Origin of the sequence: Bradyrhizobium sp. NBAIM08 (assembly GCF_020193935.1) — a bacterium.
GTDB classification, from domain to species: domain Bacteria; phylum Pseudomonadota; class Alphaproteobacteria; order Rhizobiales; family Xanthobacteraceae; genus Bradyrhizobium; species Bradyrhizobium yuanmingense.
Genome location: NZ_JADYVR010000003.1, coordinates 511,391 through 531,543 on the forward strand (window position 1 = coordinate 511,391; position 20,153 = coordinate 531,543).

Annotated in this window: 16 protein-coding genes and 1 other RNA gene; 13 read left to right on the top strand and 4 right to left on the bottom strand. The window is 65.8% G+C overall.

Features of this window, described 5'->3' with window-relative positions:
* Position 1 precedes the first annotated feature (1 nt).
* The 3 genes from I6F37_RS13315 to I6F37_RS13325 all read left to right on the top strand — a co-directional run bounded on the left by I6F37_RS13315 (position 2) and on the right by I6F37_RS13325 (position 5,188).
* A complete protein-coding gene (locus I6F37_RS13315; RefSeq protein WP_225151433.1) occupies positions 2 to 1,588 on the top strand; it encodes a DHA2 family efflux MFS transporter permease subunit in 1,587 nt (528 codons plus the stop codon).
* Positions 1,589 to 1,938: 350 nt separating this feature from the next.
* Positions 1,939 to 3,738, top strand: coding sequence for an ABC transporter ATP-binding protein (locus tag I6F37_RS13320; protein ID WP_036003502.1), 1,800 nt, complete (start codon positions 1,939 to 1,941; stop codon positions 3,736 to 3,738).
* 55 nt (positions 3,739 to 3,793) lie between these two features.
* Positions 3,794 to 5,188 carry an MATE family efflux transporter gene (locus tag I6F37_RS13325; protein ID WP_225151435.1) on the top strand — a complete coding sequence of 465 codons (1,395 nt, stop codon included), beginning with the start codon at positions 3,794 to 3,796 and terminating at the stop codon, positions 5,186 to 5,188.
* A gap of 31 nt (positions 5,189 to 5,219) precedes the next feature.
* On the opposite strand, the gene I6F37_RS13330 is transcribed toward I6F37_RS13325, so the two are convergent.
* Both I6F37_RS13330 and I6F37_RS13335 read right to left on the bottom strand, forming a co-directional pair.
* A complete protein-coding gene (locus I6F37_RS13330; protein WP_036038352.1) occupies positions 5,220 to 5,963 on the bottom strand; it encodes a sulfite exporter TauE/SafE family protein in 744 nt (247 codons plus the stop codon).
* Between the two features lie 238 nt (positions 5,964 to 6,201).
* Positions 6,202 to 7,572, bottom strand: coding sequence for a PLP-dependent aminotransferase family protein (locus I6F37_RS13335; protein WP_225151437.1), 1,371 nt, complete (start codon positions 7,570 to 7,572; stop codon positions 6,202 to 6,204).
* Between the two features lie 79 nt (positions 7,573 to 7,651).
* Here I6F37_RS13335 and I6F37_RS13340 point away from each other — a divergent pair, with 79 nt between their 5' ends.
* The gene (locus tag I6F37_RS13340; RefSeq protein WP_225151439.1) at positions 7,652 to 8,089 is read left to right on the top strand and encodes a DUF983 domain-containing protein; all 438 of its coding nucleotides are present in this window, start codon (positions 7,652 to 7,654) and stop codon (positions 8,087 to 8,089) included.
* Between the two features lie 67 nt (positions 8,090 to 8,156).
* A complete protein-coding gene (locus I6F37_RS13345; protein WP_225151441.1) occupies positions 8,157 to 8,870 on the top strand; it encodes an alpha/beta fold hydrolase in 714 nt (237 codons plus the stop codon).
* 202 nt (positions 8,871 to 9,072) lie between these two features.
* On the opposite strand, the gene rnpB is transcribed toward I6F37_RS13345, so the two are convergent.
* Positions 9,073 to 9,499, bottom strand: an RNA gene (gene rnpB / locus I6F37_RS13350) — RNase P RNA component class A.
* A gap of 148 nt (positions 9,500 to 9,647) precedes the next feature.
* Here rnpB and I6F37_RS13355 point away from each other — a divergent pair.
* Positions 9,648 to 10,001, top strand: a complete 354-nt coding sequence (locus tag I6F37_RS13355) for a YciI family protein (protein WP_225151442.1) — start codon at positions 9,648 to 9,650, stop codon at positions 9,999 to 10,001.
* Between the two features lie 132 nt (positions 10,002 to 10,133).
* Positions 10,134 to 11,363, top strand: a complete 1,230-nt coding sequence (locus I6F37_RS13360) for an RNA polymerase sigma factor (RefSeq protein ID WP_225151444.1) — start codon at positions 10,134 to 10,136, stop codon at positions 11,361 to 11,363.
* A gap of 154 nt (positions 11,364 to 11,517) precedes the next feature.
* On the opposite strand, the gene I6F37_RS13365 is transcribed toward I6F37_RS13360, so the two are convergent.
* Positions 11,518 to 12,378 (bottom strand): N-acetylmuramoyl-L-alanine amidase, encoded by an 861-nt coding sequence (locus tag I6F37_RS13365; RefSeq protein WP_225151446.1) that lies wholly within the window; start codon positions 12,376 to 12,378, stop codon positions 11,518 to 11,520.
* Positions 12,379 to 12,819: 441 nt separating this feature from the next.
* On the opposite strand from I6F37_RS13365, the gene rsmH reads away from it, so the two are divergent.
* The 6 genes from rsmH to mraY all read left to right on the top strand — a co-directional run bounded on the left by rsmH (position 12,820) and on the right by mraY (position 20,149).
* A complete protein-coding gene (rsmH, locus tag I6F37_RS13370) occupies positions 12,820 to 13,809 on the top strand; it encodes a 16S rRNA (cytosine(1402)-N(4))-methyltransferase RsmH (RefSeq protein WP_225151448.1) in 990 nt (329 codons plus the stop codon).
* A 3-nt stretch (positions 13,810 to 13,812) separates the two neighbouring features.
* Positions 13,813 to 14,205: a hypothetical protein gene (locus tag I6F37_RS13375; RefSeq protein ID WP_036028375.1), complete on the top strand. Its 393-nt coding sequence runs from the start codon at positions 13,813 to 13,815 to the stop codon at positions 14,203 to 14,205.
* The gene (locus I6F37_RS13380) at positions 14,202 to 15,968 is read left to right on the top strand and encodes a penicillin-binding protein 2 (RefSeq protein ID WP_225151450.1); all 1,767 of its coding nucleotides are present in this window, start codon (positions 14,202 to 14,204) and stop codon (positions 15,966 to 15,968) included. The genes I6F37_RS13375 and I6F37_RS13380 overlap by 4 nt, the downstream gene beginning before the upstream one ends.
* Positions 15,969 to 16,054: 86 nt before the next feature.
* The gene (locus I6F37_RS13385) at positions 16,055 to 17,527 is read left to right on the top strand and encodes a UDP-N-acetylmuramoyl-L-alanyl-D-glutamate--2,6-diaminopimelate ligase (protein ID WP_225151452.1); all 1,473 of its coding nucleotides are present in this window, start codon (positions 16,055 to 16,057) and stop codon (positions 17,525 to 17,527) included.
* On the top strand, positions 17,524 to 18,906 hold the full coding sequence (gene murF / locus I6F37_RS13390; protein ID WP_225151454.1) for a UDP-N-acetylmuramoyl-tripeptide--D-alanyl-D-alanine ligase: 1,383 nt from the start codon (positions 17,524 to 17,526) through the stop codon (positions 18,904 to 18,906). The genes I6F37_RS13385 and murF overlap by 4 nt, the downstream gene beginning before the upstream one ends.
* A gap of 139 nt (positions 18,907 to 19,045) precedes the next feature.
* Positions 19,046 to 20,149 (top strand): phospho-N-acetylmuramoyl-pentapeptide-transferase, encoded by a 1,104-nt coding sequence (mraY, locus tag I6F37_RS13395; protein ID WP_225151456.1) that lies wholly within the window; start codon positions 19,046 to 19,048, stop codon positions 20,147 to 20,149.
* Positions 20,150 to 20,153 lie beyond the last annotated feature (4 nt).

Here is a 20,153-nt window from a genome sequence, read left to right on the forward strand (position 1 = left end):
GATGGCCACCGCCACCACCGCTTCGCCCGAATTGATGGCAGATCCCGCTTCGGAGCGCATTGCGCCGAAGCGGCTGTTCGCATTCATCATCATGGTGTTCGGGATGTTCATGTCGATCCTGGACATCCAGATCGTCTCGGCCTCCTTGAGCGAAATCCAGGCCGGGCTGTCGGCGAGCTCCAGCGAGGTGTCCTGGGTTCAGACCGCCTATCTGATCGCCGAGGTGATCGCGATCCCGCTGTCGGGTTTCCTGTCGCGCGCCTTCGGCACGCGGCTGCTGTTCGCGATCTCGGCGGCGGGCTTCACCGCCGCAAGCCTGCTTTGCGGCTTCGCCACGACGATCGAGGAGATGATCCTCTGGCGTGCGCTGCAGGGCTTTCTCGGCGCCGGCATGATCCCGACCGTGTTCGCTTCGGCCTACACCGTCTTCCCGCGCACCAAATTCCACATCGTCGGACCCATCATCGGCCTCGTCGCGACGCTGGCCCCGACCATCGGGCCGACGGTCGGCGGCTACATCACCGACCTGATGTCGTGGAACTGGCTGTTCTTCATCAACGTCGTGCCCGGCATCGGCATTACATTAGGTGTGCTGGCGCTGGTCGATTTCGACGAGCCGCATTTCGAATTGCTCGACCGCTTCGACTGGTGGGGCCTGCTGTTCATGGCGAGCTTCCTCGGCACGCTGGAATACGTGCTGGAGGAAGGATCGCAACATCAATGGATGCAGGACACGTCGGTCGCGATCTGCGCCTGGATCAGCGGTCTCTCGGCCATCGCCTTCTTCTGGCGCGTGTTCACGGCGGCCGAGCCGATCGTCAATCTGCGCACCTTCTCCGACCGCAATTTCGCCGTCGGATGCACGCTGCAATTCTGCATCGGCATCGGCCTCTACGGCCTGACCTACATCTACCCGCGCTATCTCGCCGAAGTGCGCGGCTACAGCGCGCTGATGATCGGCGAGACCATGTTCGTCTCCGGCATCACCATGTTCCTGGTCGCGCCGCTGGTCGGCCGGCTCATGGCGAAGGTCGACATGCGCTACATGATCGCATTCGGCCTCATCGTGTTCGCGATCGGCTCCTACCAGATGACCTTTATCACGCGCGAATACGATTTCTACGAGCTGCTGGTACCGCAGATCCTGCGCGGCATCGGCATGATGTTCGCGATGGTGCCGACCAACAACATCGCGCTCGGCACGCTCGCGCCCGAGAAGGTGAAGAACGCGAGCGGCCTGTTCAACCTGATGCGCAATCTCGGCGGCGCGGTCGGCCTCGCCGTCATCAACACCGTGCTCAACGAACGCACCGACCTGCACATCGTCCGCCTGCAGGAGCGGGTGACCTGGGGCAACGCGACCGCGACTGAAACCCTGACCATGTTGATGCAGAAGTTCCAGGGGCTCGGCGATTCCGCGCTGATGGCGATGAAGCAGCTCAGTCAGATCGTGCATCGTCAGGCCGTGGTGATGAGCTTCGGCGATGTCTTCCTCATCCTGGCGCTGTTCTATCTCGGTCTCAGCCTGCTGGTCGCGCTGCTGAACAAGCCGGCTTCGCCGTTCGGCGCGGCCGGCGACGCGCACTAATTTGCAACACTCGTGCGTGATCTCGCGCTCGCCCCGTTGCAATCGGCTGGCGACACATCTATAAAGCGCACCTCATTCATTCGAACCGGGGAGAGATTTGCATGATGTCGTCGCAATCGCAGATCGTACGCCCGCGCTCGATGATGACCTCGATCTCGTTCTGGCTCGGTATGTACGCGGCCTGTTAGAGGCCTCTTCCGCCAGCTTCGATTGGGCCAAGGTGTTGGCCAAGCGGCCCGATCGCTTCGTTTCCCAAGTCAAAGTCAGTCTTACGTGACGCCGTCGCGGCCTTCGCGGCCGGCCTGCGTCCACCGATGGAGCCGGCCCGCGCGAAGCGGCCGGATGATGCCATGACCGCTCTGTCAAAGAAGCCCGCCGCCATTCGCGTGGTGCTGCCCTTCGTCTTCCGGCACTGGCTGAAGCAGCCGGTGCGCGGCCTCGTCGTGGCCGGCGGCCTGTTGGGCGCAACCGTCGCCGACCTGTTCATGCCGGTCTTCTCCGGACATCTGGTCGATGCGTTGACCCGCGGACCGTCCGATCCCGATGCGCGCCATGCCGCGCTGGTCGCGTTCGGCGCCATCGTGGCGCTGGGCGCGGCCTCGGTGGTGCTGCGGCTCGCAGGGTTGCAGGCGATCGTGCCGTTCACGCTCAAAACCATGTCGGACGTCGCACAAGAGGCATTCACCCGCGTGCAGCGCTTCTCGACCGACTGGCATGCGAACTCCTTTGCCGGCTCCACGGTGCGGAAGATCACTCGCGGCATGTGGGCGCTCGACCTGCTCAACGACACCATCCTGATGGCGCTGGCGCCCTCGCTGCTGGTGCTGGTGGGCTCGATGATCCTGATCGGGATGCACTGGGCCTCGCTCGGCGTGGTGATCGCGATCGGGGCGATCTTCTACGTCACGATCACGGTGGTGCTCTCGACCCGCTACATCGCGCCGGCGGCCCGCGTCTCCAATGCCTGGGACACCAAGGTCGGCGGCACGTTGGCGGATGCGCTGACCTGCAATGCCGTGGTGAAATCCTTCGGCGCGGAGTCGCGCGAGGACACGCGGCTCGCCGGTGTCATCAACCGCTGGCGCGTGCGCGTGCGGCGGACCTGGTACCGCTATAATTACACGGCGATGTCGCAGCTCTCGCTGCTGCTGTGCCTGCGCGCGTCCGTGATCGGCGGATCGGTGCTGCTGTGGATGTCAGGTCACGCCTCGCCCGGCGACGTCACTTATGTGCTGACCAGCTACTACATCATCCACGCCTATTTGCGCGACGTCGGCATGCACATCAACAACCTCCAGCGCTCGGTCAACGACATGGACGAGCTGGTGGCGATCCATGACGAGCCGATCGGCATTGCCGATGCGGCCGACGCGCGGCCGATCGCGATCGAGGGCGGCGAGATCGTGTTCGACGACGTCACGTTCCACTATGGCGGCCATCGCGTGCCGCTGTACGACGGCTTGTCGGTCAGGATCCGCGCCGGCGAGCGGGTCGGCCTGGTCGGCCGCTCCGGCTCCGGCAAGACCACCTTCGTCAAGCTGGTGCAGCGGCTCTACGACGTCACCGGCGGCCGCGTGCTAATCGACGGGCAGGATATCGCGCTCGCCACGCAGCAATCGCTGCGCAGCCAGATCGCGATCGTGCAGCAGGAGCCGATCCTGTTTCACCGCACGCTCGCCGAGAACATCGCCTATGGCCGGCCCGGTGCCAGCCTTGAAGCGATCGAGCAGGCGGCCCGCCTCGCCAACGCGCATGACTTCATCCTGCGCTTGCCGAAGGGCTACGGCACCCTGGTCGGCGAGCGCGGCGTCAAGCTGTCGGGCGGCGAGCGGCAGCGCGTCGCGCTGGCGCGCGCCTTCCTGGCGGATGCGCCGGTGCTGATCCTGGACGAGGCGACCTCGAGCCTCGATTCGGAATCGGAGGCGCTGATCCAGGAGGCGATGGAGCGGCTGATGAAGGGGCGCACCTCGATCGTGATCGCGCACCGGCTGTCGACGGTGAGGAGCCTCGATCGCATCCTGGTGTTCGACCGCGGCGAGATCGTCGAGCAGGGCACGCATACGGTGCTCGCAGCCAAGCAAGGGGGCATCTATCGCGGCCTGTTCGAGCGTCAGGTGGTGGAGCTCGGACAGATCGCAGCAGCGGAGTGAGGCGCGCGGCGGCGGGGCGAAGTACCGCCGTCACGGCGTCGAGGGATGGAATGAGATGAAAGACCTGACGCGCGGCTCCATCGCTAGCCACATCCTGAGCATGGCGCCTCCGATCATGGCCGGCATGATCTCGATCATGATCTGCCAGCTGGTCGATCTCTACTTCGTGTCGGGGCTGGGTGATGCCGCAGTGGCAGGCGTGGCCGCCGCGGGAAATGCCGGCTTTCTCGTCAACGGCCTGATACAGGTGCTCGGCGTCGGGACAGTGGCGCTGATTGCGCATGCGGTGGGACGCAAGGACCGGCGGGACGCCAATCTGATCTTCAATCAGGCGGTCGCGCTGTCGGTGCTGTTCGGCCTGCCGACCCTGGTCACGGGAGCGGTGCTGTCGCGTCTTTACATGCGTTCGATCGCCGCTGACCAGGCCACGATCGAGGCGGGGACCACTTATCTGTTGTGGTTCATGCCGGCGCTCGCGCTGGAATTCGTCATGCAAGTCATTGCCTCCGCGCTCAGCGCGACCGGCATCGTGCGCCCCGCCATGTTGGTGCGGGTCCTTGCCGTCATCATCAACATTGCACTGGCGCCGGTCCTGATCTCCGGCTGGGGCACGGGTTATCCGCTCGGTGTTGCCGGCGCCGGACTGGCGAGCACGATCGCGGTGGGCGCCGGCGTCCTGATGCTGCTGGCGTATTTTCGCAAGGTCGAGCGCTACGTTGCATTCAATCCGGTGCAGTGGCGTCCGCAACCACGCCACTTCAAGCGCATCCTCAATGTCGGTCTGCCGGCCGGCGGCGAGTTCGCAATGATGTTTATCTTCATGGCGGTAGTCTACTACGTGCTGCGCGACTTCGGCGCGGCGGCACAGGCAGGATTCGGTATCGGTCAGCGCGTCCTCGCCCTCATCCAGATGCCGGCGCTCGCGGTTGCACTGGCGGCCGGGCCGATCGCCGGCCAGAATTTCGGCGCTGGCGACGCCGCGCGGGTGCGAGAGACTTTCGTCAAATCGGTGCTGATCACCTCCATCGTGGCGGTCGGCTTCATGATCCTCGCGCAGCTGAAGCCGGAGCTGCTGCTGGCCGGATTCTCCAACGACCGGGAGACGATGGAGATCGCCTACCTGTTCCTGCGGATCATCTCGCTCAACATGGTGGCGCAGGGTCTCATCTTCACCTGCTCGAGCATGTTCCAGGGCCTCGGCAACACCAAGCCTGTGCTGCTGAGCTCGATGACGCGCGTGCTCACCTATTCGCTGCCGGTGCTCTGGCTGTCGATGCGACCCGGATTCCGCATCGAGCACGTCTGGTATCTATCGATCGCGGCGACGACGCTGCAGGCCGGCTTGAGCCTATGGCTGCTGCGCCGCGAGTTCGGCAAGCGCTTCGCGCCGCGGGACCAGGCCGCGGAGACGGTGGAAGCCAAGCCGGTCGCGCCTTCCGCTCCCGCGTAGCGAAAGTGACCTCCCGCGAGTTCGCGGCGCTTTAATGCGCGCCAAGGCTGTTCCAGACGAGCGTGAGGCCCGACAGAAACAAGAGGCCGAGCACGACATCGCCGAAATGCTTGTCGTTCAGCGCATGGTAGACGCGCGCGCCCGCCCATGCGCCGATCAGCGTGCCCGGAAACGCGACGGCCGCGAGCCAGACCACCTTGAGGGCGACGAGACCTGATGCCGTCTGCAACACCAGCGCGGTGGCGAGCACCGTGAAGTTAAAGAGTTGGAAGATGCCGCGCCGCTCGTGCTTGTTCCAGCCGCGGATGTTGGCCCACAGGATCGGCAGCGGGCCGGACAATCCGGCAAGTCCGCCCAGAATGCCGCCGGCAAAGCCGATCGCACCGTCTGCGATCCGGCCGCCGATCTTGATCGCGAGCGGCCTCTTGTTCAGATACAGCGCGCTCGAAAAGATCAGGATCAGCACGCCGACGCTCAGCCTGAACACCTCCGGGTCCGCGGAGGCGACCATCATGGTCCCGAGCGGCACGCCAATCAGTCCACCGATCAGGAACGGCCAGACCAGCGAGAGATCGAAATTCTTCCACATCGAGGGCAGCGTCGAGGTCTGCGCGATGACCGAGCAGATCAGCACCAGGGGCACCGCGAGCGAGGGCGGCAGCACGTAGAGCCAGATGCCGAGTGCCATCAGCGCCGTGCCGAAGCCGGCCAGTCCCGAGACGAAGCCGCCGGCGAGCGCGCCGAGCAGCAGCAGGACGTAGGTGAGCGTTTCCAACGGATTGTCCTTGTCGCAAGCGGCGACCCCGAACGGTTGATCGCACGGCTCGCATAACATGCCTGCCGCCATCGAGGTCAATCCATGCCGCATGCAAGCGTGCTCTGCGGCGTTCCAGCGCCGCCATCGTCAAAGACTTAGAGCGCGATGAAATTTGGATGAATCGTCATCGCGCTTTAGGTTATTGTTTGCGCATGATCTTTCCGGAAAGCCGCTTCGCACTTTTCCGGATCATGCTTTAGACGATCTGCCTGGTATCGGGAGGCTTCTGCAGCGCGCCGACCAGGATACGCAGCGCCTCCGTCAATTCCGATCTGTTCCGGGCCGCGCCGAGCGAGACGCGTGCCGCATGCGGCGGTGCCCCGTCGACGGTGAAGGCATCGCCGGCGACGACGGCAAGCCCGTTCCGCAGCAGATGTGCGGCAAGATCGGGCCGCTCCTCCGGCAGCCGCAGCCAGAGATGATGCGCCGCGGGCCTGGCGAGGAACTGAAAGCCTTTCAGCGCGCGTTGCGCGAGCTGCTGGCGCCCGACCGCTTCGTTGCGGATGGCGCTGATGATGCGATCGGCGATGCCGTTTTCGATCCAATGCGTCACCAGCGCGACCATCAAGGGCGCCGGCATTTGCACGGTCGCCTGCAAGGAGGTGCGCATGTCCCGCTGCGCGCCGCTGTCGGGCGTCACCAGATAGGCAACGCGCAGCGCCGGCGCGATGCATTTTGACAGCGTGGTTGCAAGATAAGTCCGCTCCGGAATGAGGTTCGCGGTGGGCGAGGCCGAGCGGTCGAGCAGCCCGTAGGCGTCGTCCTCGATCAGGATGGTGCCGACATCGCGGATGATCTTCGCAATAGTGCCGCGCCGCTCGGCGGAAAGCGTCGCCGTGGTCGGATTGTGCAGCGTCGGAATGAGATAGACGGCTTTCGGCGTATGCACGCGGCACGCCTTTGCCAGCGCATCCGGCAGGATGCCGTCCTCATCCATGGGGACACCGACGAGCTTGACACCGAGCAGTGCCGCGGCGGCCTTGATGCCGGGGAAGGTGAGCGCTTCGGTCAGTACGGTGTCGCCGGGTCGCGCAAGATGGGCGAGCAGGTTGAAGAGGATCGTCTGAGCGCCGGGAAAGATCACCAGCCGGTCGGCCTGTGCATGCGGAACGCGGGCGCGCATCCAGCGCGCCGCGACCTCGCGCTCATGCGCGCTGCCGCCGGGCGGCTGGTAGTTGAGATACGCCGTCAGGCCCGATTGCGCGCGGAGGGCTTCGAGCCCGGCGATGATGCGCTCGTCGAGCTGCGCCTCCAGCGGGTGCGGCGGCACGTTCATCGACAGGTCGATCGCGACCGGGTGCGGCAGGTCAACCGCGCGCCGCGCGCTGGTCTCCGAGACGAACGAGCCCTGTCCGACCCTGGCTTCCATGATGCCGCGGCGCCGCGCCTCGGTGTAGGCGCGCGTCACCGTGGTGAGGTCGATGCCGAGGGCCTTTGCCAGGGCGCGCTGCGTCGGCAGCTGCTGACCACGCACCAGCCTGCCGGCGGCAATATCGGCCTCCATGGCGTCGACGATGCGCTGGTAGCGCGGGCCCGAAAGCTCCGAGATTGTAGGGATCCATTCCATGCAATTTAGGCCCATAACCTTTGAATGTATGGATGCAAGATATTATTGCATGGATCATCGATAAGGAAGAGGTGTGGTCATGTCTGTCTCTCTGGCGACGGTCTCTCTGGCCAAGGCGATGTGGCGCGGCTTCGGCGGCAGATGTCCGAATTGCGGGGAAGGGCACATGTTCGGCCGCTTCCTGAAAGTGACGCAGGCTTGCGACCATTGCGGCGAGGAGCTGTTCCACCAGCGCGCCGACGATTTTCCCGCCTATCTCGTGATGGTGGTGGTCGGCCATCTCGTGGTGCCGGCAATCCTCGCGGTCGAGACCGCCTACGCGCCGCCGGAATGGCTGCAGCTCGCGGTGTGGCTGCCGGTGACGCTGTTCGCCTCCCTCGCGCTGCTGCAACCGACCAAGGGTGCCATCGTCGGCCTGCAATGGCAGCTCGGCATGCACGGTTTCGAGGCGGGCAAGCTGCGGCGCGAGGCCGGCGAGCTTGCGCCGGTGCTGGTGAAGGACACGCGCGCCGCCTGAGGCGGCGTTTACATCGCGCGGCATGCCGCTACACTCCATCGTATCAAGCAAGAACGATGGAAACGCCATGGCCCCGCGCGCGAAGACCTTCCTGCTCTGTCACGGCGCATGGTCCGGCGGATGGGCCTGGAAGAAGATGCACCCGCTGATGGCGCAGGCCGGCCACCGCCTGGTGGCGCCGACCTACACCGGGCTCGGCGAGCGCGCGCATCTGGCCAATCCGTCGGTCGATCTCGGCACCCATATCCAGGACATCCTCAACGTCATCGCGTTCGAGGATCTCAGCGACATCGTGCTGCTCGGGCACAGCTATGGCGGCATGGTTGCGACCGGCGTCGCCGACCGTGCGCGCGAGCGCGTAACGGAACTGATCTATCTCGACGCCTTCGTGCCGCGTGACGGCCAGTCGCTGTTCGACCTCAACGAGGGCGGGCGCGAGCCGATGCGCAAGGCAGTCAGCTCGGGCGACGGCTATCGCATCCCGCCGAACCCGCCGCCGCCGGACACCTCGCCGGCCGATCTCGACTGGCTCAACGCGCGCCGTGTTCCGATGCCGATCAAGTGCTTCGAGACGCGCCTGAGGCTCGAACATGGCGAGCCGGCGATGCCGCGCAGCTACATCTACTGCACGCGCCTTCCGCCCGGCGATGTGTTCGGGCAGTTTGCCCAGCGCACGAAGAGCGAGGAGGGCTGGCGCTATGTCGAGCTCGACGCTAGCCACGCGCCGAATGTGACGGCGCCGGAGGCGTTGATGGCGGTGTTGGACGAGATCGTCGCATAGGTCGCAGCCGTCATTCCGGGGCGTGCGCAGCACGAGCTACGATGCGCAATTGCGCATCTGAGAATCCATTTCTCCTCCGCGCCGGCCGCCTGATGGATTCCGGGCTCTCGCTTCGCGAGCCCCGGAATGACGGCGGTTGGCTGGCGAGGTGATCGGCCAAAATGGTGAGGGGTCCGATGCGGTGGCACCGAACCCCTCGTCGCACATCAGCCGGCCTGTAAGCCGGGTTCTGTAGGGCACCGTCCGCTTGCGCGAACGATACGTGACGGCCATTCCTCTGGGACCATGTTTGCACACGGCCTCGAGCAACCTACCCGGACGGCGGGCCTGACATCGCCCCGCGGCGTTATCGCTTTCGCGAACGGCCCGCTATGCCGTCCCTATTCGGTTTTGCTCCCGGTGGGGTTTGCCATGCCGGCTCCGTTGCCGGCGCCGCGGTGCGCTCTTACCGCACCTTTTCACCCTTACTCCGCGAAGCCCGAAGGCAAAGCGGAGCGGTTCGTTCTCTGTGGCACTTTCCCTGGGGTCACCCCCGCCGGACGCTATCCGGCACCGCATGTCAAGGGAGCCCGGACTTTCCTCCCCGGCGGCCTTTCGGCACCTGCCGGAGCGGCCGTCCGGCCGACTGACTGATAAGGCATGGGCATTTGTGACGGTTTCGTCAAGCCGATATCGCCGCGCACGGCCCGCCCGAAATATTTTATCCTGAAGATGTCGTTTGGCGCGCCGCCCGTTCGACTGGTTGTCGGCGATCCAGCCGAACACAGGAGTGAAGCAATGCAATATCTGCTGATGATCTACCAGAACGAGGTCGAGTACGCGAAGAACGACGCGGCGACCAGCCAGAAGATCCTGGCCGAGTACCAGACCTTCACGCAAGACATCATCAAGAACGGCAATTTCAAGGCCGGCGACCGCCTGCAGCCGACCACGACCGCGACAACGGTGCGCGTGCGCGACGGAAAGACGCTGACGACCGATGGTCCGTTCGCAGAAACGCGCGAGCAGCTCGGCGGCTATTACCTGATCGAAGCCAAGGATCTCAATGCCGCCATCGAGATCGCGGCGCGGATTCCGAGCGCACGCATCGGCTCGATCGAGGTGCGGCCGATCTGGGTCTATGACAAGTGACGGCTCTCGCCTTCGTCATTCCGGGATGCGCCGCAAGGCGCAGGCCCGGAATCCATATCCCCGAATCGTGGTTATGGATTCCGGGCTCGCGGCTTTGCCGCGCCCCGAAATGACGAGAGGGGATCGCGTGACATGACCTCGAGCGAGATCGACAAGATCTTCCGCGACGAGGCGGGGCGGGCGCTGGCCACGCTGATCCGTCTCGTCGGCGATTTCGATCTCGCCGAGGACGCGCTGCAGGATGCGTTTGCGGTCGCGCTGGAACGCTGGGCGTGTGAGGTCCCCGACAATCGGCGCGCCTGGCTCGTCAACGTCGCCAAGCACAAGGCGATCGATCGTATCCGCCGTCAGGCTGTGTTCCGCGGCAAGCAGCAGGCGCTGGTGCATGAGCTCGAGCTCAATGCTCTGGGCCCGAACGAGCCGACCGCAACGCTCGACGACGACATGCTGCGGCTGATCTTCACCTGCTGCCATCCCGCGTTCGCGCCCGAGGTGCAGGTCGCACTGACGCTGCGCACCGTGTGCGGACTGTCGACGGCGCAGGTGGCACGCGCCTTCCTCGTCGGTGAGGAGGCGATGGCGCAGCGGCTCGTCCGCGCCAAGCAGAAGATCAGGCTTGCCGGCATCCCCTATGAGGTGCCGGAACGCGAGATGCTGGCGCCGCGGCTCGATGGCGTGCTCGCCGTGATCTATCTCGTTTTCACCGAAGGCTATGTCGCGACCGATGGCGCGGACTTGATGCGGCCTGATCTGGCGAGCGAAGCCATCCGGCTTGGCCGCCTGCTGAACCGGCTGATGCCCGACCGCGCCGGCATCAAGGGCCTGCTGGCCCTGATGCTGCTGCACGACGCGCGCCGCGCCGGGCGACAGACGCCGGCCGGCGACATCGTCCTGCTCGAAGAGCAGGATCGCTCGCTGTGGGACCGCGCGCAGATCGACGAGGGGCTACGGCTGGTTGAGCACGCGCTGCGCGTGCCGGGCCGGCCGCAACCCTATGCGGTGCAGGCCGCGATCGCAGCGCTGCATGCGCGCCCGCCGAGCTTCGAGGCGACCGATTGGCCGCAGATTGCGGGGCTGTACGAGGTGCTGCTGCGCATCAATCCGTCGCCGGTGATCGAGCTCAATCACGCCGCGGCGCTGTCGATGGTCGATGGGCCGGCACGAGCGCTCGATCTCGTCGATGCGATCGCCGCGCGCGGCGGGCTTCGCGGCTATGAGCTGTTGCCCGCCGTGCGCGCGGATCTGTTGCGGCGGCTCGGCAGGATGGAGGAGGCGCGCGAGGCCTATCGTGCAGCGACGGCGGCGACGCAGCTCGAGCCGTTGCGAAGGCTCTATGCGCGAAGGATGAGGGAGATGGGTTAGGAGCCTCACACGCCGTCATTGCGAGCCAACGGGTCCGCGCGAAGCGCGGCCCGATGACAGGCTCCGCGAAGCAATCCAGACTGTCATCGTAGAGACAGTCTGGATTGCTTCGTCGCAAGAGCTCCTCGCAATGACGGCGTGTACGGCTACTCCGTCACTTCGACGCCACCGGCGTTCCTTCCGCCGGCAGGCTCGACAGCAGCGCCTGTAAGGTCGACAGCGTCGAGTGATCGGCGACGCCGTCCAGCCGCGCCGGGCGGAAATGGCGCTGGAAGGCGGTGACGACTTCCATCGTCGCAGCGTCGTACTTGCCGTTCAGGGGCACGCCATAGCCGTATCTTGCCAGCGCCTGCTGCATGCTCAGCACCGCGTCGCTGATGGTGCCGAGCATGAGAGTCTCGCCGCGGACGATCGGCGCGGGCGTCACCCAGTGGCCGACGCCGGAATTGGCCAGCGAATGCCACGGAAATTTCTCGCCGGGATCCTTCTTGCGGGCGGGCGCGACGTCGGAATGGCCGAGCACCCGGTGCGCCGGCACCTTGCGGCGGAGCATGATGCCGCGGCACAGCGCGATCACGGCGGCGATCTGGCGCAGCGGATACTCCGGATAGCCCCAGTCATGGCCGCGATTGATGATCTCGATTCCGATCGAGCAGGAGTTGATGTCGTCCTCGCCGGCCCAAGAGGAGACGCCGGCGTGCCAGGCACGCTTGGCCTCAGGCACGCATTGCACGATGCGGCCGTCCTCCAGCACGACATAATGCGCCGACACTTCGGTGCCGGCGGTGCAGAGGCGCGCCAGTGCGCCTTCGACATCGGGCATGCCGGTGTAGTGCAGCACGATCATGTCCGGCTGCCGTCCCTTGTTGCGCTCGCCATGGTTCGGGGAGGGGATGATGTCGGAGACGATCGAGGAATCGGGCTCGAAGGTGCGCAGGCCCGCCACGGTCTTGGGAACCGGGAGAACGCGGTGACGCTTCGAATCAGATCCAGGCGTGGACGAACCCGAGGGCATGAGCAGCTCAAATGGACGGAGAGTGGGGCAAGCCCTTCTCTTTACTATTCCTTTACCCTTCATCGCGCGCAATCGCGCGGCGCGGTTAACGGATTCATTTTGGCAATGTGTGTGGATGACGCATCACTCCCCTCGTCACCTTTTCCACTTGTCACGAACCGAGCAACGCTTTCTTAACGCTAAGGGCCGTTACTGAGAGATGAAGAGCCGACCCGCGTCCGGAGGCGGCCAAAGCGTATTTTGGCTCGAAATCCCATGGCTGCCCGACAAATTCCGCTGGGAACACTGGGTTTGTGGCCCGGGACGATCGGGCTCGGTAACCATGCTGGACGAGGGCTTTGTCGTGGAACCGCCGCGACGCGCAATGATTCGAGGCGTTATGGGCTTGTTCGGCCTCGATTCCGCTTGGGTATCTCGGCCGGCGGCCGGCAGGCGTCGCGCATGAGTTCGGTTCCGCACATCCCCGTTCTTGGCCGTGAGGCCATCGCGCATCTCGCCCCGCGCGAGGGCGGCGTCTATGTCGATGCCACGTTTGGCGCTGGCGGCTATAGCCGCGCGATCCTGGACGTGCCGGGAACCCGAGTGATTGCCATCGATCGCGACCGCACCGCGATTGCCGGCGGTGCCGAACTGGTCGAACGCGCCGCGGGCCGGCTGACGCTGGTCGAGGACCGCTTCTCCAACCTCGCCGAAGTCTGCGCGGCGCAAGGCGTCGATGGCGTCGACGGCGTCGTAATGGATGTCGGCGTGTCCTCGATGCAGCTCGACCAGGCCGGCCGCGGCTTCTCCTTCCGCCTCGACGGTCCGCTCGACATGCGGATGGGACAGACAGGTCCGACCGCGGCCGAAATCGTCGCGCGCGCCTCGGAAGGCGATCTCGCCGACATCATCTATCTCTTCGGCGAGGAGCGGCATTCGCGTCGCATCGCCCGCGCCATCGTGGCGGACCGGCAGGAAACTCCGTTCACGACCACGCGCGCGCTCGCCGATCTCGTCGGCAGGGTGGTGCGATCGAAGCCCGGCGACATTCACCCGGCGACACGGACGTTCCAGGCGCTGCGCATCTTCGTCAACGAAGAGATCGAGGAGCTCCAGACCGCGCTCGCTGCGGCCGAGCGCGTGCTCAAGCCCGGCGGCCGCCTCGTCGTCGTCTCGTTCCATTCGCTGGAAGACCGCATCGTCAAGAATTTCCTCTCCGAGCGCTCCAAGACCGGCGGTGGCTCGCGGCATCTGCCGGAAGTCGCGCAAATTGCGCCGAGCTTCCAGCTGCTGACGCGGCGACCGGTCGTCGCCGGCGAGGACGAAGTTGCGCACAATCCGCGCGCGCGCTCGGCAAAGCTGCGCGCGGCCGAGCGCAGCTCGGCGCCGGCGCATGAGACCAATGAGGCATCGTCCTGGCCGAAGCTCGCCGACGTGATGAGGGGCGGCTAGCGCATGCGCATCATTCACCTCCTCGTCATCGGGGCGCTGATCTTCGCAGCCGCTCATGTCTACCGGATCAAGATGGACTCCACGGCGCGTACCGAGAAGGTGCTGCGGCTGCGTGCGGAAATCCGCGAGCAGCGCGATGCGATCGCAGGGCTGCGGGCCGAATGGGCCAAGCTCGATGCGCCGCATCGGCTGCAGGGCCTGTCCGACCGGCATCTGCACCTCAAGCCGGTCAACGGCACGCAATATGATTCGCTGAAGAGCCTGCCGGAGCGTCCGCCCCGGATGTTCAGGCCGGGCGAGCCCGATCCGATCGGGGCCATGCTCAAGACCATCGAAGCCGCGAGCGACCCTGATGCGGTGACGGGCTCCGTGCCTCAGCGCGAGGACAAGCAATGAGCCCGGCAACGCCTGCAAAACCCGCCCAAAAGCTGGCCGAAAAGCCAACTGAGCCGTGGCGGCGGCGGCTGATCCGAAGCCTGCTCTACGGGCGCAACGTCGATCGCGCCGCGAAGGCGCGCGCGCGTGTCGGCCTCGCCATGCTCGCCTTCGCTTCGGTCTATGCCCTGATCGGCGGGCGGCTCGTGATGTTCGCGATCGGCGCCGACGCCCACAGCGCGCGCCGCGCCGCAGCGCAGGAGGTGGTTGCGACCGCGCGGCCCGACATCGTCGATCGCAACGGCGCCATCCTTGCGACCGACGTCAAGGCGGCGAGCCTGTTCGGCGAGCCGCGCCGCATCATCGACAAGGACGAGGCGATCGAGCTCCTCACCGCGACCATTCCCGACCTCGACGAGGCCGAGGTGCGCGAGCGCCTGAGGACACGCAAGGGCTTCGTCTGGCTCAAGCGCGAGGTCACGCCGGCGCAGCAGCAGGCCGTCCACAAGCTCGGCATTCCCGGTATCGGATTCCTGCGCGAGAATAAGCGCGTCTATCCGACCGGCAACGAGGTCGCTCACCTCATCGGTCTCGTCAATATCGACAACCAGGGCATCGCCGGCCTCGAGAAGTGGCTCGACAATCAAGGGCTCGCCGACCTCCACCGCGCCGGCTTTGCCACCGACCGGTTGCAGAAGCCGATCGAGCTCGCGGTCGATCTGCGCGTCGAGCACGCGCTGCGCGACGAGCTGTTGAAGGCCAAGGACAAGTTCCGCGCCAAGGCCGCGTCAGGCATCGTCTCAAACGTCAAGACCGGCGAGATCGTGGCGATGGTCTCGCTGCCGGACTTCGATCCCAACAATCCGAAGGAAGCGCACGACCCCGACCGCATCAACCGCCTCACCACCGGCGTCTACGAGATGGGCTCGACCTTCAAGGCGTTCACGCTGGCGATGGGGCTCGATTCCGGCAAGATCAATCTGAACTCGATGTGGGACGCGCGCGGAAACCTGCATTACGGCAAGTTCACGATCCACGACAGCCATCCGGTCGGGCGCTTCATCAACACCAAGGAAGTGTTCACCTACTCGTCCAACATCGGGGCGGCACGGATTGCGCTCAATCAGGGTGTCGAGGCGCACAAGGCGTTCCTCGCCAAGCTGGGCCAGATGACGCGGCTGCGCACCGAATTGCCGGAGAGTGCGGCGCCGCTGCTGCCGCGGCGCTGGAGCGAGCTGAACACGGTCACCGCCGCGTTCGGCCAGGGCCTGTCGGTGGCGCCGCTGCAGGCGGTGATGGGCATCAACGCGCTGGTGAACGGCGGCTATCTGATTCCGCCGACGTTCCTGAAGCGCAGCGAATCCGAAGCCCAGGCGATGGCCAAGCGCGTCATCAAGCCGGAGACCAGCGACAAGATGCGGTTCCTGATGCGGCTCAATGCCGAAGTCGGTTCGGCGAGAAAGGCGGACGTCAAGGGCTATTACGTCGGCGGCAAGACCGGCACGTCCGAGAAGGTCGTCAACGGCCGCTACGCCAAGAAGCGCGTGCTCAATTCCTTCACCGCCATTCTGCCCTGCGATGATCCCAAATATCACGTCCTGATCATGCTGGACGAGCCGCAGGCACTGCCGGAAACGCATGGTTTCATCACCTCGGGCTGGAACGCGGTGCCGACCGGCGGCAAGGTGATCGAGCGGATCGCGCCGCTTCTGGGGGTCGAGCCGCGGTTCGAGCTGCCGCCTGCGGAGCGCCTTATTCTTGCAGCATCCAGGACAACCCAGTAATCAACCGGGTGGGCCATCGCCGCTGCTGAGTCGGGATTTTCCCCGGAGGATTCGGCTTTCCGGCACGGCATGTCGACTGGAACACCATGAAGCTGCGCGACCTCTTGGGTCAGGATGTCAAGGGCAATGATGCCGCGATCGAGCCCGCCGCTGCGGCGCTCGAGGTGAGCGGCCTTGCGCTCGACAGCCGCGTGGTCAAGCCGGGCGATCTCTTCTTCGCGCTCGCAGGCAGCAAGACCGACGGCGCCCGCTTCGTCGATGCCGCGATTGCGGCGGGCGCGGTGGCCGTCGTCGGCGACCATGCACCGGACGCCTGCAAGGTGCCGTTCATCGCTGTCGCCAATCCACGCCGCGCGTTGGCACTTGCCGCGGCCAGATTTTTCCCGGCACAGCCCGCGACGATTGCCGCGGTGACCGGAACCAGCGGCAAGACCTCGGTCGCCGCGTTCACGCGCCAGATCTGGGAGCGGCTCGGGCACGCCTCCGCCAGCATCGGCACCATCGGTCTCGTGTCGCAGAAGCGCACCGTCTATGGCTCGCTGACCACGCCGGATCCGATCGCGCTGCACCGGCAGCTCGACGAGATCGCGCGCGAGGGCGTCACGCATCTCGCCTTCGAGGCGTCCTCGCACGGGCTCGACCAATATCGCCTCGACGGCGTGCGCGTCTCGGCCGGCGGCTTCACCAATCTTTCGCGCGACCACATGGATTACCATCCGACCGTTGCGCATTATCTCGCGGCCAAGCTCCGCCTGTTCCGCGAGCTGGTGCCGCCTGATGGCGCGGCGGTGATTTCGGCCGATCATGATTGCTCGGCGGAGGCGATCGATGCGGCGAGATTGCGCGGCCTGCGCGTCATGGCGGTCGGCCGCAACGGCGATGGCGCCGGCGAGGGCATTCGCCTCACGGAGGCCGTAGTCGAAGGCTTCTCGCAAAAGCTTACGGTCGAACATCGCGGCAGGGCTTACGCGATCCGGCTGCCGCTGGTCGGCGAATTCCAGATCGAGAATGCGCTGGTGTCGGCCGGCCTCGCCATCGGCACGGGCAGCGATGCTGAAAACGTGTTTGCGAACCTCGAACATCTCGAAGGCGCCAAGGGCCGGCTCGAGCGCGTCGGCGAGCGCAACGGCGCGCCGATCTTCGTCGATTATGCGCACAAGCCCGATGCGCTCGCGAAGGCGCTGCATGCGCTGCGGCCTTATGCGAAGCGCAAGCTGGTCGTCGTATTCGGCGCCGGCGGCGACCGCGATGCCGGCAAGCGTCCGATCATGGGCGAGATCGCGGCGGCGAACGCCGACGCCGTCATCGTCACCGACGACAATCCGCGCAGCGAGAAGCCGGAAGCGATCCGCGCCGCGATCCTCGCCAGCGCCAAAGGCGCCCGCGAGATCGGCGACCGCGCCGAGGCGATCCGTGCAGCGATCGAGGGCTTGCAGGAGGGCGATGCGCTGCTCATCGCCGGCAAGGGCCACGAGACTGGGCAGATCGTCGGCGGCGAGGTGCTGCCTTTCAGTGATCACGAGGCGGTCGCCGCCGCATTAGCGTCGAGGGTTGCATGAGCGGGCCAATATGGACGGTTGCCGAGGTCGCGCGCGCGCTGGGCGTGGCCGGATCGTTCCCGGAGACGGCAATCGATTTCGTCACCCAGGACAGCCGGCTGGTGAAGCCGGGCAGCCTGTTCGTTGCGCTGAGCGGCACGCCGAGCGGCGGCTTCATCTCGGCTTTCGCCAGCGCGCGCGACGGCTGGGAGTTCGCCGACAAGGCGGAAGCCGCAGGCGCAGTGGCGATGATCGTGCCGCACGAGATCGCGGGCATCCGCATCCCCCAGATCGTGGTCAAGGACACGCTGATCGACGGCCTCTGGGGCCTCGCGCGCGCCGCACGCGCGCGCTTCAACGGCCCGGTGATCGGGCTCACCGGCAGCGCCGGCAAGACCAGCACCAAGGAATTCATCGCCGCCTATCCGAACGCCTATGCGAGCCCCTCAAGCTTCAACAATTTCTGGGGCGTGCCGCTGACGCTGTGCAATGCCAGGCGGGACGCCAGCCTCTGGGTCGTCGAGATGGGTATGAACCAGAAGGGCGAGATCGCGCGATTGAGCGAGCTCACGCAGCCGACCGTCGCGCTCGTCGTCAACGTTCAGCCGGTGCATCTGGAAAAGCTCGGCTCGCTCGAGGCCATCCGGCGCGAGAAGGTATCGATCGCGCTCGGACTGCCCGAGAACGGCGTGCTGGTGCTGCCCGCCGGAATCAAGGCTTCCGAGTGGAAGGGCAAGGTCGTGCGCTTCGGCGGCGAGCATGCCGAGGTGCACGAGGTCGCGCACGCGCCGCACGGCGAGAGCTGGCAGGTCGTGGCCGCGATCGGCAGGAAGGAGATCGCCTTCAGCCTCACCCCTGGCGCGCCGCACCGGGTGCACAATGCGCTGGCAGCGCTCGCCTCGGTTCATGCCGCGCATCTCGACGTCGCGACGCTCGCGGTCAAGCTCGACCGCGTCGGCATCATGACCGGCCGCGGCGTCGAGCAGGCGGTCGGCGACATCACCGTGATCGACGACAGCTTCAACGGCAATCCGGCCAGCGTGGCCGCGGCGCTGCAAAGTCTGCAGGCGCGCAACATGAGCGGCGGCCGCCGCATCGCGATTCTCGGCGACATGCTCGAGCTCGGTGCGGACGCAACGAGCTATCACACCGGCCTTGCCAGCCACCTCGACGGCATCGACGGCGTCTATTGCGTCGGGCCGCTGATGCGCCACCTGTTCGACGCATTGCCCTCGGGCAAGGGTCTTGGCTGGCACGACGATCCCGCCACGCTGAAGCCGGCGGAGGTCGCAAATCTGCTGAAGGCAGGCGACGTCGTGGTTGTCAAGGGCAGCAAGAAGATGTTCTGGGTCAACAAGTTTGTGCCGGGGCTGGTGGCCGCCTTGCAGGCAAAGGCGTAAACTGCTTGGAAGACGCCGTTCCCGAATCCCACCCTTTGCGGCGGAAGCCGTCCGTTTCCCGAAACGCGCGGCCCATGACGAAGACCAGCGAATGCGCGTGAAGCACCTGGACGTGCAAAGGCGCCATAGGACCGTCTGAATGTTTTACTGGCTGATCGAGCTTTCCAACACATTTCCGGGCTTCGGTGCCGTTCGCACCTTCCTGAACGTCTTCCGCTACATCACCTTCCGCACCGGCGGCGCCATCGTGACCGGCGCGCTGTTCGTGTTCCTGTTCGGACCCTGGATCATCGATCATTTGCGCATCCGTCAGGGCAAGGGCCAGCCGATCCGCACCGACGGTCCGCAATCGCATCTTTCCAAGAAGGGCACGCCCACCATGGGCGGGCTGATGATACTGTCCGGACTTACGGTCGGCACCGTGCTGTGGGCCAATCCGCTCAACCCCTATGTCTGGATCGTGCTGGCGGTGACGCTCGGCTTCGGCTTCGTCGGCTTCTATGACGATTACCTCAAGGTGACCAAGCAGACCACGACCGGGTTCGGCGGCAAGCTGCGCCTCTTGATCGAAGCCGTGATCGCGCTGGTCGCCTGCTATGCGCTGGTGCGGCTCAACCGCGATCCCGCCTCCACCGCGCTGACGATTCCCTTCCTGAAGGATACCGTGCTGCATTTCGGCTGGTTCTTCGTCGTCTTCGGCGCCTTCGTCATCGTCGGCGCCGGCAATGCGGTGAACCTCACCGACGGCCTCGACGGCCTCGCCATCGTGCCCGTGATGATCGCCACCGCGAGCTTCGCGATGATCGCCTATCTCACCGGCAACTTGGTGTTCGCCGACTACCTCCAGATCAAATATGTCGCAGGCACCGGCGAGCTCGCGGTGCTCTGCGGCGCGTTGCTCGGCGCCGGCCTCGGCTTCCTCTGGTTCAACGCGCCGCCGGCCTCGATCTTCATGGGCGACACCGGCTCGCTCGCGCTCGGCGGCATGCTCGGCGCGATCGCGGTCGCGGTGAAGCACGAGATCGTGCTCGCGGTGATCGGCGGATTGTTCGTGCTCGAGGCGGTTTCGGTCATCGTGCAGGTCGTGTCCTTCAAGCTCACGGGCAAGCGCGTGTTCGCGATGGCGCCGATCCACCATCACTTCGAGCAGAAGGGCTGGACCGAGCCGCAGATCGTGATCCGATTCTGGATCATCTCGGTGATGCTGGCGCTTGCCGGCCTCTCGACGCTGAAGCTGCGGTGACCGA